This is a genomic window from Lachnoanaerobaculum saburreum DSM 3986 (assembly GCF_000185385.1).
GTDB lineage: Bacteria > Bacillota > Clostridia > Lachnospirales > Lachnospiraceae > Lachnoanaerobaculum > Lachnoanaerobaculum saburreum.
This window is the reverse complement of record NZ_GL622296.1, coordinates 1,715,471-1,728,620: the sequence shown is the minus strand read 5'-3', so window position 1 is coordinate 1,728,620 and position 13,150 is coordinate 1,715,471. Positions and strand designations below refer to the sequence as shown.

Here is a 13,150-nt window from a genome sequence, read left to right as displayed (position 1 = left end):
ACAGCGACTATGTAAAAGAGCAAAATGAGAATAGAACAAAAGATCTCTCTGAAGAGTCACGTCCTCGTGCATTTTCAAATCCTGTTGAACTTAATATAGGACACTTTTTACTTTACTCATTAATTGATGAGTTGGATGTTAAGGAGACTATTGATATACTTGCTTCTCAAATGCGTTTTCAGTTTTCTGTATTTGATCTAATTACACAACTTATTTATGCAAGGGTTATATCACCATGCTCTAAGTCAAAGACAGCCTCTCATGTATTTCCATACCTTTATGGCAGTTCAACCATCTCTGAAGACCAAGTATATGACGGATGTTCTTTCATAGGAGAGTCCTATAAAAAGTACATTGATTTGTTTAATCACTCTTATGAAAAATATTTTAAAAGAGATTTAAGCAATGTATTTTTCGATTGTACTAATTATTACTTTGAAATTGATATCCCCGGCGATGACAAGCAAAAGGGACCTTCAAAAGAGAATAGGCACTCTCCGATAATAGGGCAAGCTTTGCTTTTAGATGCTGATCTTGTACCTGTCTCCATGCAAATGTATCCCGGTAATGAATCGGAAAAACCATATATCAGAAAAGTTATTGAAGAAATGAAGCAACGACATAACGTATCAGGTAAGACCATACAGGTGGCTGATAAAGGCCTTAATTGTGCAAGAAATATTTATGCTGCTGTTAAAGAAGCTAATGACGGCTATATATTTTCAAAATCAATACATGGTAAGAATCTAAGTGAAAAGGAAAAGAAATGGGTTCTACTTGAAAATGACGCAAATGTCTTTTCTAATTATACTGATGAAAGAGGTAATATATCTTTTCGTCTTAAATCATGTATTGACAGCTTTGATTACAGTTTTAAAGAGATTGATCCTGAAACAGGAAAAGAGAGTGTTACAAGGTTCTCTGTAAAAGAAAAGCGTATCGTCTCTTATAATCCTAATCTTGCAAAAAAACAAAGGCTTGAAATAATGAAGATGGTTGATAAAGCTTCAAAGTTTTCTACATACAAAAATATAGCAAAAGATGAACTTGGAGATTGTGCTAAATATGTAGATATCATAACTAAAGATAGTGCAGGCAAAACAATAAAGCCTATAATAGATTTAAATAAATCTAAGATTGATGAAGACCTTAAATATGCAGGATATAATCTTTTAGTTACATCTGAAACAGATATGGAACCATTACAGGTATATAAGACGTACCATAGCCTATGGAAGATTGAGGAATCTTTTAGGCTTACAAAATCATACCTGGATGCTAGGCCGGTTTATTTACAGAAAAAAGAAACAATCTATGGGCATTTTTTGATATGCTACCTTAGCTTGTTTCTTTCAAAACTGCATGCTCTTGGATACCTAGAGTACTAGGTTTTGAGAGAAACGACGGAAGTCAGGTACCATCTTTTTTCAAACAATGTCAACTATTCTTTTTCATGATTCCAAATTTGTATAAGTTTCAAAAAAATATTTGGGAGAGGGGCTCTCCCCCATTTATTTCATTAAATATTTTAGAAGATTAACTTGAAGATATCTCTTGGTCGTTGGAAGACAATCAAACGGATGAAGTTCTTGAAGGATTGTTTTATTCAAAACAATGTGACCGCTCTCAAAAGCGTATGCCGGACTACGACTACATCCACAAAGAACTGCTCCGCAACGGAGTCATTAAAAAGCTCCTGTGGACTGAATACATGGAGGACTGCCGTGCCAACAGCGATGAGCCGCTCATGTATTCTCAATTCTGCTATCACATCCAGCAGGATGAGCAGAAACGACGTGCTACCATGCACATCAATCGCAAACCTGGTGAGCAGGTTGAAGTTGACTAGGCAGGGGATCCTGCAACAATCATCGACCCGGATACCGGTGAAATCTTAAAGGCTTACATATTCGTATGTGTAATGGCTTACAGCCAGTATGCGTATATAGAAGCCGTTCTGGCTATGAAGCAGAAATCATGGATCACTGCTCATATCCATATGTACGAGTTCTTTGGCGGTGTTGCCGGAATCCTCGTACCAGATAACTACAAGACAGCAGTTGTTCACAATGGTGGTTGGAAAGACCGGCAGATCAACGAAACTTATCAGGAAATGGCTGAACACTATGGCACAGCTATCATCCCTGCCCGTGTCAGGACACCAAAGGATAAGCCGAATGCTGAAGGAATGGTAGGAAATATTTCTACCTGGATAACAGTAGCACTCCGGAATGAACAGTTCTTTTCTCTTACCGAATTAAATCGTGCAATCAGAGAAAAACTGGAACAGTTCAATCGAAGGCTCTTTCAAAAGAAAGAGGGCAGCCGGTTGGACTTATTCCTTGAAGATGAAAAGTCATTACTTGTGCCATTACCTGCTACCCACTTTGAATTGAGTGACTGGAAGACAGCCACCGTCCAGTTCAATATATCACATATCTGTGGATGGAATGCTATCCTCAGTTCCGTATGAATACATCAAAATGAACTTAATTCATCATCGATGAATATCATCAATAGTCCATTATCTCTACAATTCTCTGTATAAATTTTTTTTTATCTTCTCCATTTTCTTTTTCAATTTGTTTTACTATAGCCCCATCTTTCATTAATAACACTTTTTTACTATAACTTGCTATTGTCGGATCATGTGTTACCATTAAAATAGTGCGATTTTCTTCTAAGTTTAATCTTTCAAAATATTTTATTACAATTTCAGAATTGATGCTATCTAAATTCCCGGTAGGTTCATCTGCTAATATTATCTTAGGTTCGTTTATAATTGCTCTACATATTGCAGTTCTTTGTTTTTCACCACCTGATACTTCTGTTGGATATTTGTCTAAAATTTTATCAATCTCAAACCTTTTTGCATTTTCTAATATTAATGATTCAATCTCTCTATATGGCTTATTACTTATATATAAAGGTAATAGAATATTCTCTTTTAAAGTCAGACTATCTACCAGATAAAATTCTTGAAACACAAATCCCACTATTTTTTGTCTAACATCCGATAATTTTTCATCAGAACAACTACTTAAATTAATATCTCCGACAATTGCTCTTCCGGTAGTTGCCTCTTCAATTCCTCCAAGTATTTTTAATAAAGTAGTTTTTCCACAACCTGATTTTCCCATAATGCTAATAAAGTCCCCATGATATACCTCTAAACTGACACCATTTAAGACTTGATTTAAATTAACAGATATTTTTTCCTTTTTCTTCTTATCTTCCTTACTATATATTTTGGTTAAATCAACAGCCTTTATAACTTCGTTCATATATCCCACCTATCCTAATCGCCTTAAAATATAAGAAATAAATTGTTTTTTAAGTATTTTATAGTAAATATATTCCAATGTTAAATATCCAACTATAAATATTGCAAAAAAAGTGCAAATCTGAATTCTCTGCTCTACCATATTGACACCAACACCGGATAGTATATAAAGATACATCATGGATAATATACCTGCTAATATCACAGGAATCATAAAAGGCAATTGAAGTTCTCTTGTGGCAGTATTAGCAATAGTCTTCTTGTTCATGCCCATAATATAATACGCCTTGTATTTTTCCGACAAATAATCTATCTGACTAAATGTATTTATATAGATTGCACTATTCTTAAAGATAGTGATTACAATGGCTACCAATACGAAGACAATAAGCATACAAAGTATTACATTTCTATTTATTTCTACATATTTATCCTTTTCATATATTCTTACTTTCATTTCATCTTGTTGTTCGTAATCATTCAGTACTTGTTTAATACGATTTTGATCTCCATGCTCTTTTGCATTTACAAATATAATATGTTTATTCTGTCCATGTCTGCTGATATCCTCATAGTCTCTGTGATTCATCAAAAACATATATTCATTTCCATAGTTTTCAAATACTCCAAATATATTTTCCCAATATCTGCTTTTAATACTATAGTCAAATTGTTGTCCGTCTATAGTGTAAATCGATATAAAACTCTCTCCATTTAACGCCTCAAAATCTTCCTCCAATTTCAAACAAATCCCTATTATCTCTCCACTCTTCAGAGTCCAATTTTTATTGCGAAAGGTATTATAGCGTTCAATATCTACACATCTTATATCCCCTATATTTTTATTTTGGTTATTTTTTATTTCCGAAACCTCCAGTGCAGATATATCCATAGGAATTTTTGAATTTTTCAGGCTTTCAATCAAGGTATTTGGCACAGAATAGCTCTCTATAACAAAGTCATTTGGGTACATCATTTGATAGCTTTCTACTGTATTTGCATATATGTTATTATAAATATTTACTCCTATGAAAACAAGTAGGATTATTCCACTTAATAATGAAAAATATATAATCTTACTAAATTTATTGAATCGAAAGACAAAATTATTTATAAATAAAAAATTTTTATAATATAACTTTGTTTCTCCTCTTAATAATTGTAGTATAGGAAATGCCATAGATACAAAAATAAAATATAGCCCTATAGAAATTAACAATATGGAAGAAAATGTTCGTAAAATTACACCTCCTTGTTGAATTAAAATAACATACAAAGAAAGTATCGACAAAATAATTCCAAATACAAATCTATACCAGCCTTTTTTAGCTAATGTATCTGCTCTTTGTTCCTCTATAAGCAAATCATTTAATTTCATTTTTCTTATCTTAATATAAATACAAAGAGCAGATATAAAATATAAAGCAAAATATATCATATAAATGAAAATATAGCTTTTTATTGGATATATAACCATCGGAAATTCATATAAAAACACTTTTTTAAAAAGGTATATACTTCCATGGTAAAAAGACGCCCCAATCATGCTCCCCAAAATCATGGATACAATATATGTGGCAAGAAGTTCAATTATTATACATTTGAATAAATTTGATTTTTTCTGTCCTAAAATAATAAAAATAGCATAATCTCTGCTTTTCTTTTTTGTGTAGTTTAAAAATGTATAAATAATAAAGCATAACGAAATAAACAGGAATACATAAGAAATCCATTTGAGTGTGCTAATCTCATTGTTCATAATTTTAATATTTTCTATTTTTACAACTTCTCTCATAGCATTCAAATAACTTGATATAATGATATATTCTGCTACTGCTATCACCGAACTTACCAAATAGAATATATAATCTTTATACTTTGATTTCATATTTTTTAATATTAATGTATATAGCATAATTCCTCTTCTTCTGCAAAACTTATTATATTATATAAAATATTATTATGTATCTAATAATATATAATCATATTGCTTAAAGCTATCTTCTCGTAGCTGAGAATCTGCAACTATTTTTACAACTCGTAAAGCAAGAGCCTTTATAGGAAGACTTACATGTATTATTACAACCTGATTTGCAACTTCCACCCGCTTTTTTAGTATAAACAATAGAGTACATTACCACTCCACCTGATCCTCAGGTATACAATCCTCTACAGAAGTCTTCAAACCTTCAACAACCTTTTCTTTCATACCGGGAATTGAGATGAATATAATGTCTCCATCAAACCGTTGTAGTCTTCCTCACTTATAATAACCGCATTTCCGTCCTTAGTTTTTACATTTATCGGCTCGTTGTATTTTACAGTCTGTTCTAATAATCCAAAAATATCTTTTCTAAAATTTGTTATATTTGTATTGATCACAAAGCTACCTCCTATATGTACATTATAGTGTACATGTAGGAGGTGTCAATACCTGTTTAAAAACACCCCTTATATGAATATCATACATATAAGGGGTGTAAATGGAGTTTTATATTTTAATCAATTACTTCTTCTGTATATATTTTCTTATATCAAGCGCTATAGCGACAACGATGATAACACCCTGTACTATAAACTGGAAGTCCGGCTTGATTCCGAGGAATTGCATTGATGATTTCAAAAGCTCAAATACCAAAACACCGATTACACAACCTGATATTCTACCGATACCGCCGTTTACAGACACACCGCCGATAGTACAAGCAGCGATTGCCTCAAGCTCATATGAAGCACCCATATTTACAGATGAACCGCCTGATTTTGCACCAAGTAAGAAACCGGCAATTGCATATAGTACCGCTGCGGATGTATAGATGATAATCTTTGTCTTCTTAACATTGACACCTGAAACTTCTGCTGCCGCTTCGTTACCACCTATTGCATACATATATTTACCATGCCTTGTCTTGTTAAATACAAACCACATGATAAGTCCGATAACAAGTGCATAGATAAAAAGATAAGGTATTTTAAGGAAATTACCTGTAGCTACTGTTGTATAAGCTGTTCTGTACCCTCCGATAGGCTCCGCCTTTGTATAAACAAGACATACACCGTATACTATAAGCTGCATTCCGAGAGTTCCGATAAATGCAGGCACGTTCAGATGTGCTACAACTACACCGTTAACAAATCCGAATACAGCACATATTGCAACTGAAATCAAAAGTACTAAAAAGATATTCATATCCCCAAGATTTGGGAACATCTTGTTTGCATAGTCTTTATTTTGTAAAAGAGTACCTGCAATACATGCTGAAAGTCCTACAAGACGACCTGCTGAAAGGTCTGTACCCTTTGTTATAAGACAGGCTGATACGCCAAAGGCTATTATGACTCTCGGTGCCACATTTACCAAAACATTTTTCAAGTTATTTGCTGAAAAGAAATTGTCCTTCATAATACCCGTGAATAATACAAGCAAAAGTAGAACTATTATTATACCGTTATCAAGCAACAATTTCTTTATATCTAAAGATTTTGTATTCATCAGTACTCCTCCTAAAATCTTGTTGCCAATGACATAATATTTTCCTGTGTTGCTTCATCTTCTGAAACTTCACCTGTGATTTCGCCATTGCACATAACAATTATTCTATCTGACATTCCGATAAGTTCAGGCATCTCGGAAGAAATCATTATGATGCCTTTCCCCTGTTTTGCTAAATTTATCATTATCTGATATATTTCATACTTTGCACCTATATCTATACCTCTTGTAGGCTCATCCATTATAAGCACATCCGGATTATTGGCAAGCCATCTTGCAATAATTACCTTTTGCTGGTTTCCTCCTGATAATGACTGTATAAGAGTCTTATTGCTTGGAGTCTTTATACTGAGCTTGCTTACATTCTCATCCACCACCTTTTTTATTTTACCGTCATCCAAAGCAATACCTGCTATAAGATAGTTATTAAGTGAGGAAATGGCCACATTATCCGCTATTGAAAGGCAACCAAGTATTCCTGTACCTCTTCTATCCTCTGTAATCATTCCAAGACCGTCCTTTATAGCGTCTTTCGGTCTTGAAATGGTCTGCTCCTTTCCCTTCATATATACTTTTCCGGATTTAATACTTCTGAGTCCGAATACGGCTTCCATAAGCTCGCTTCTGCCTGCGCCTACAAGCCCTCCAAAGCCGAGTATCTCACCTCTTCTAAGTTCAAATGAGCAGTTTCTGAATATATTTTCATGTATACTTGTAAGGTTATCCACCTTAAGTATAACTTCACCTTTTTCTATGTTATTCTTTGGCGGATAGATATTTGAAAGTTCTCTACCTACCATCTGTTTTATTATTTCACTGTCACTGATATTCTTTACTTCCCACGTTCCCACATAGGTACCGTCTCTCATTATTGTTATATCATCTGCTATTTCTCTTATTTCCGCCATCTTATGTGAGATATATATAAGAGATACGCCCTTTTGTCTTAATTCTCTTATTATCTTAAATAGTCCGCTTACCTCATTTTCTGTAAGTGATGATGTCGGTTCATCCAAAATGATGATTTTTGCTCCCATTGAAACAGCCTTTGCTATCTCTACAGACTGCATCTGTGAAATAGACAATGTCTGAAGTAATTCATTAGGATTCACATTAAGTTTTACTTCTTTCAGCCATTTAGCGGCTTCACTCTCCATCTTCTTATGGTCTATTACCTTTAGCGGTCCGAAATTGATTGTAGGATATCTTCCCAGAAACATATTTTCCGCAATTGACCTTGCAGGTACAGGCTGCAACTCCTGATGAACCATCGCAAGTCCCTTATGAAGTGCATCATCGGGATTTAGTATATTCATTTTTTCTCCGTCTACATAGACCTCTCCGGTATCCGGTGTATATATTCCAAACAGACATTTCATAAGTGTGGATTTGCCCGCTCCGTTTTCACCCATAAGAGCATGTACGCTGCCTGGTCTTACATTAAGATGGATATTGTCAAGTGCTTTTACACCCGGGAAACTTTTTGATACCCCTCTCATTTCCAATCTGTACTCTGACATCCTTGCTCCTTTCAAAAATCGGGTGTGCAATTGCACACCCGAAAGATGTTCACATAAGTTGATTTATTATTTTACAAGTTTTAAAATATCTGCCGCATTATCTTTTGTAACCTTAACATAGTCTACAGGAATCTTTGTATCCACCTTCTCATCATTGGTAAATGATATAGCCGCCTTTGCTGCCGCCTGTGCCTGACTGATAAAGTCGTTAAATACTGTACCTGTCATCTTTCCTTCAGATACATTCTGAACGGCCTCTGCAAGTGCATCAACACCTACTATATAAATATCCTCTCCAACCTTTCTACCTGCCGCATTGATAGCCTGAAGCGCGCCAAGTGCCATTGCATCATTATTACAGAAGATAACTTCAATATCTTTTCCATACTGTGTAAGAGCATCCTGCGCAATCTGTTGTCCCTTAGCCTGATCCCAATCTCCTCTTTGGATAAGAAGCTCTTCAGCCTTTAACCCGCTCTTTTCGGTAAGTGCTTTAACCGAGTACTCTGTTCTGTACTGTGCATCAATATTTTCAGGATCACCCTGAATCATTATATACTTAACTGTTCCGTCACCGTTAATATCTCCCTTGTTGTCAAGTTCTGCAATCTCTTCACCTTGGAATGTTCCTGACTGACGAGCATCAGCACCTACATATGTAGCCTTGATACCGTCAGAAGCCCATCTTGACTCTTCTGTCTCATCCGGCTCACGGTTAATATAAACTATAGGGATTCCTGCTTCCTTAGCAAGATCTGTAACTGTAGGTGCTGAAGATGACTGTACGAGGTTAAGAATCATAACATCAACCTTTGTTGCAATAAAGTTGTTAATCTGGTTTGTCTGTTCAGCCTGATCATTCTTACCATCCTGAACTACTATATTATCTTTCGGAATACCGCAATCTTCTGTGAGATATCTAACCAGCTTATTACGATAAAGTGTCATAAAGTTGTCATCAAACTTGTAAATTGAAATTCCTACTTTGATATCCTTTGCGTCCTTACCTGTGTCGGCTACCGCCTTTGAAACACTCTCACCTGTTTTAGATTCTTCCTTTGACTCACTGCTTACAGCTGCTGTGGTTTCCGCACTTTTGCCGCCTCCACATGCTGCTAATGAAACAGCACACATAGATGCTACCGATACCGCTAATACTTTTTTGAACAATCTCATTGTTTTCCTCCCTTTATCTTGTTCATTTACTTTGTAAGCATATATTAATATTGATTACGATTATTTTACATAGATTTTTTTACGGTTTTTATTAAAATTTTTGCTAAATAAAAAATAATTCCTAATAAATTTTGATTTTATTATTTGCAAAAAAGTTGTACAATTATAAGCAATTGATGATAATTGCTGTTTACAAAATCATCATATACTTATATAGAAGGAGGCAACTATGGGATACAATCAAAAGATAACAAAGGAAATAGAGGACTTGACAGCCAAATGTCTCTCAAATTTATCCATCAACCAAGCTTTGTACAAGGAATATGATGTGCAGAGAGGACTGAGGAATCTACAGGGAGAAGGAGTAAGAGCCGGTCTTACAAGAATTTCAGAGATTACTTCATTCAAAAAGGTAAACGGTGAAAAAATTCCCTGTGACGGTGAATTAAGATATCAGGGTATTGATATACATGAGATTACGGACGGCTTTCTTAAAGAAGAGAGATTCGGATTTGAAGAAGTAGCGTATCTGATGCTCTTTGGAAGTCTTCCAAATGAAGCACAACTGAAATCTTTCAGAACCTTACTTGGTGAACAAAGGACATTACCGAAAAACTTTACAAGAGATGTAATAATGAAAGCTCCAAGCAAGGATATGATGAATACACTATCAAGGTCGGTGCTTACGCTATATGCCTATGATACCAGAGCAGATGATACTTCACTTGCAAATGTCCTCAGACAGTGTATCAATCTTATAGCCACTTTTCCGATGATGTGTGTATACGGTTATCACGCATACAACCACTATATCAGAGATAAGAGTATGTATATACATCGACCTTCAAATGAGCTTTCTACAGCCGAAAATATTCTTATGATGCTTAGAGAGGACAGAAAGTATACAAATCTTGAAGCAAGAGTGCTTGATCTGGCAATGGTTTTACATATGGAGCATGGCGGCGGTAACAACTCCACCTTTACAACTCATGTGGTTACTTCATCAGGTACGGATACCTACTCGGCTATCGCTGCCGCACTGGGTTCATTGAAGGGACCTAAACATGGTGGAGCCAATATAAAGGTAGTGGAAATGTTCAAGGATATGAAAAAAAATATTCATGATATAAATGATGATGAGGAGATAAAAACATACCTTTTAAAACTGCTTCGAAAAGAAGCATTTGATAAATCCGGGCTTATATACGGTATGGGTCATGCCGTATATTCACTTTCAGATCCTCGTGCAAATATTTTTAAGCAATATGTACAACAGCTTGCCCATGCAAAGCACAGAGACAACGATTTTAAACTTTACAGTGCTGTGGAAAGGCTTGCTCCTGAAGTTATCGGAGCCGAAAGACATATCTACAAGGGTGTCAGTGCAAATATAGATTTTTACAGCGGCTTTGTCTACGGCATGCTTGACTTACCTACCGAGCTGTATACTCCTATATTTGCCTGCTCAAGAATAGTAGGTTGGAGCGCTCACAGAATTGAAGAGCTTATCAATACCGACAAGATTATAAGACCTGCATATATGGCTGTAAAAGAGCATGAAGAATATGTTGAGATGAAAGACAGAAAATAAATCAGGCAATTGCAATATTCGTTAATAAAAAATTATAGCAATAAAAATAAAATCGCCCCATATAGCATATACATCGCTACATGGGGCTAATTTTTAAAACAACACCTTAACCGAATTATTCTTTATCTGCCGGTGCTATCTCCATATTCTTTAAATTATTTACTATACCTGCATTAAGCGGCAGGCTCACTCCCATAGGGTTGATAAGGAAGCCGTCACACTCCGGTGTAAGCGGGAAGTTGACAAGGCTTTTTGCGTCAATGATAGTCTTTTTGACTGTCTCATCATTCGGCATCTTGTCAAACTCTATATTGTCTGTAAATACAGGTATCATACTGCCACCGTTTTCACCAAGCTTTATCATAAGCATCTGCATCTGAGTCTGTCCTTCTACTTCCACCTCTCTTACAGGAACCAAAAATCTTGCCTTAAGGATATTGACCATCATCTCCTCTTCCATATCATGTATCTCAGGTGTATTCGGATTGTCAATATTTGCTCTAATCTCCTGTGCAAAATAAAGCATTGTAAGTTGTAAGGTTCTATTCTCTACAGGTCTTTTTTCAGGTGGCAAATCGCTGAAATCTGAAAGCTTTACAATCTCATTAAGCTGAATTACATAATCCTCACCCTGACAGTTATACTTTATGGCATCCACTCCTGCTATAACAAGATGTGTAAATGCTCTAAGTATGCCTTCCTGATTAAGCTCTACTACAGTATTCTTTTGTTTCTTTTCAAGTAATTCTTTTGATTTTTTATCTGCATTTTCCTTTATATCAAAGAAAAATGCCACATCATCAAAGGTTTTATCATCACACTCAATGTATGGCAATCTTGTAAATTCTGAATGAATTATATAAAGATTGACCGCCTTCGGGATGGTTGAAAGTACTTCTCTTCTGTCCATTTTTATCTCCAAAAATATTTTTCTTGACACTAATATATACTTTTCACTTATTAAAGTCAATTTACAATATATTTAAAAATGATTATGAACCGGCCAGTTGCTCCTTTGCACCGTCTGAATATACTATGCTGTAATCTGATAAAATAAAGTACCCATAGGTATCAGGTATACTGTTTAACAGCTTAATACCTTCTTCCACTCCAAGTGAAAAGCATGTAGTCGAAAGTGCATCTGCATCTGTAGATGACTTTGTAAGTATACTCACCTCAATAAGTCCGTTATCATATGGATATCCTGTCTTCGGGTTTAAGATATGGTGATAATTCTTGCCGTCTATTACAAAATGCCTCTCATATACTCCTGATGACACCACTGATTCATCATTTACTTTAAGTAGTGCCACAGTCTCATTTCTGTCTGCATACGGTTTTTGAAGTCCTATAGTAAAATTTTGTCCGTTCGGCTTCTTACCTATACACAGTACATTTCCGCCCAGATTTATTATAGCACTGTCTACACCCTTACCGACTAAAAATTCCTTGGTCTTATCAGCTATATATCCCTTTGCAATGGCACCAAGGTCAATCATTGTATCGTCTGAGGTAAATTTTACGGTATCTCCCTCTACACTTACCTTTTTGTAGTCTACCTTCGGCAGGGCTTCCTTTATACTCTCTTCACTCGGCAATTTTGGAGTCTCCGTATTAAAATCCCAAAGTTCTTTAAGCGGCTGCGTAGTAATATCAAAGGCACCGTTTGATATTTTACTGTAATATAATGACTTATCTATTAAGTAGGCAAGATCCTCACTTGTCTTAACACTCATAACACCCTTTTCTCTATGATTCAACTTATAAAGTTCGGCATCCGGATTGGTCGCTGAAAATACCGTCTCATATTTTCTTATAAAATCAAGTGAATCTTTAAGTACAGTTTCATCACCGCCATGATATATTGTCACAGTGATAAATGTATCAAGTGCAAATGTTGTATCTGTCAACGGTTCATCACTGTTTTTATCAAGTGACAAGTCAAAGTTGTTTGCAACGGATCTCATACTGCCGTTCTTACCGACAATTGCTATAATTACAAGTACTACAATTACTACAAGTACAGCTATTACAGTCTTCTTATTAAAATTCTTCAAAATAATCTCCTGGCTTTTTCAATATTTTAG

9 protein-coding genes and 2 pseudogenes are annotated in these 13,150 nt (G+C 35.1%); 3 read left to right on the top strand and 8 right to left on the bottom strand.

Features of this window, described 5'->3' with window-relative positions; genetic code table 11:
• Together HMPREF0381_RS07930 and istA are read left to right on the top strand one after the other, a co-directional pair.
• A pseudogene (locus tag HMPREF0381_RS07930) lies at positions 1–1,361 on the top strand (IS1634 family transposase); the annotation flags it as partial.
• A 185-nt stretch (positions 1,362–1,546) separates the two neighbouring features.
• A pseudogene (gene istA, locus HMPREF0381_RS15910) lies at positions 1,547–2,483 on the top strand (IS21 family transposase); the annotation flags it as partial.
• A gap of 30 nt (positions 2,484–2,513) precedes the next feature.
• On the opposite strand, the gene HMPREF0381_RS07915 reads toward istA, so the two are convergent.
• From HMPREF0381_RS07915 to HMPREF0381_RS07890, 6 genes are all read right to left on the bottom strand, one after another.
• Positions 2,514–3,284 (bottom strand): ABC transporter ATP-binding protein, encoded by a 771-nt coding sequence (locus HMPREF0381_RS07915; protein WP_040461292.1) that lies wholly within the window; start codon positions 3,282–3,284, stop codon positions 2,514–2,516.
• A gap of 9 nt (positions 3,285–3,293) precedes the next feature.
• The gene (locus HMPREF0381_RS07910) at positions 3,294–5,078 is read right to left on the bottom strand and encodes an FtsX-like permease family protein (protein ID WP_242824410.1); all 1,785 of its coding nucleotides are present in this window, start codon (positions 5,076–5,078) and stop codon (positions 3,294–3,296) included.
• A gap of 410 nt (positions 5,079–5,488) precedes the next feature.
• Positions 5,489–5,665 (bottom strand): type II toxin-antitoxin system Phd/YefM family antitoxin, encoded by a 177-nt coding sequence (locus HMPREF0381_RS07905; RefSeq protein WP_008751431.1) that lies wholly within the window; start codon positions 5,663–5,665, stop codon positions 5,489–5,491.
• A 124-nt stretch (positions 5,666–5,789) separates the two neighbouring features.
• Positions 5,790–6,776 (bottom strand): galactose/methyl galactoside ABC transporter permease MglC, encoded by a 987-nt coding sequence (locus tag HMPREF0381_RS07900; protein WP_008751430.1) that lies wholly within the window; start codon positions 6,774–6,776, stop codon positions 5,790–5,792.
• Between the two features lie 11 nt (positions 6,777–6,787).
• A complete protein-coding gene (locus tag HMPREF0381_RS07895; protein WP_008751429.1) occupies positions 6,788–8,296 on the bottom strand; it encodes a sugar ABC transporter ATP-binding protein in 1,509 nt (502 codons plus the stop codon).
• A 66-nt stretch (positions 8,297–8,362) separates the two neighbouring features.
• A complete protein-coding gene (locus tag HMPREF0381_RS07890; RefSeq protein ID WP_008751428.1) occupies positions 8,363–9,472 on the bottom strand; it encodes a substrate-binding domain-containing protein in 1,110 nt (369 codons plus the stop codon).
• 229 nt (positions 9,473–9,701) lie between these two features.
• On the opposite strand from HMPREF0381_RS07890, the gene HMPREF0381_RS07885 reads away from it, so the two are divergent.
• Complete coding sequence (locus tag HMPREF0381_RS07885) at positions 9,702–11,063, top strand: citrate/2-methylcitrate synthase (RefSeq protein WP_008751427.1); 1,362 nt, start codon at positions 9,702–9,704, stop codon at positions 11,061–11,063.
• Positions 11,064–11,178: 115 nt separating this feature from the next.
• On the opposite strand, the gene HMPREF0381_RS07880 is transcribed toward HMPREF0381_RS07885, so the two are convergent.
• Positions 11,179–11,973, bottom strand: a complete 795-nt coding sequence (locus tag HMPREF0381_RS07880; RefSeq protein ID WP_008751426.1) for an SseB family protein — start codon at positions 11,971–11,973, stop codon at positions 11,179–11,181.
• An 82-nt stretch (positions 11,974–12,055) separates the two neighbouring features.
• Positions 12,056–13,120 carry an FAD:protein FMN transferase gene (locus HMPREF0381_RS07875; RefSeq protein ID WP_008751425.1) on the bottom strand — a complete coding sequence of 355 codons (1,065 nt, stop codon included), beginning with the start codon at positions 13,118–13,120 and terminating at the stop codon, positions 12,056–12,058.
• Positions 13,121–13,150: the final 30 nt, after the last annotated feature.

Excerpts from the sequence above, each read along its gene's own strand:
- HMPREF0381_RS07900 (WP_008751430.1), bottom strand. The coding sequence starts at position 6,776 with ATGAATACAAAATCTTTAGATATAAAGAAATTGTTGCTTGATAACGGT.
- HMPREF0381_RS07915 (WP_040461292.1), bottom strand. The coding sequence starts at position 3,284 with ATGAACGAAGTTATAAAGGCTGTTGATTTAACCAAAATATATAGTAAG.
- HMPREF0381_RS07880 (WP_008751426.1), bottom strand. The coding sequence starts at position 11,973 with ATGGACAGAAGAGAAGTACTTTCAACCATCCCGAAGGCGGTCAATCTT.
- HMPREF0381_RS07890 (WP_008751428.1), bottom strand. The coding sequence starts at position 9,472 with ATGAGATTGTTCAAAAAAGTATTAGCGGTATCGGTAGCATCTATGTGT.
- HMPREF0381_RS07885 (WP_008751427.1), top strand. The coding sequence starts at position 9,702 with ATGGGATACAATCAAAAGATAACAAAGGAAATAGAGGACTTGACAGCC.
- HMPREF0381_RS07910 (WP_242824410.1), bottom strand. The coding sequence starts at position 5,078 with ATGAGAGAAGTTGTAAAAATAGAAAATATTAAAATTATGAACAATGAG.
- HMPREF0381_RS07895 (WP_008751429.1), bottom strand. The coding sequence starts at position 8,296 with ATGTCAGAGTACAGATTGGAAATGAGAGGGGTATCAAAAAGTTTCCCG.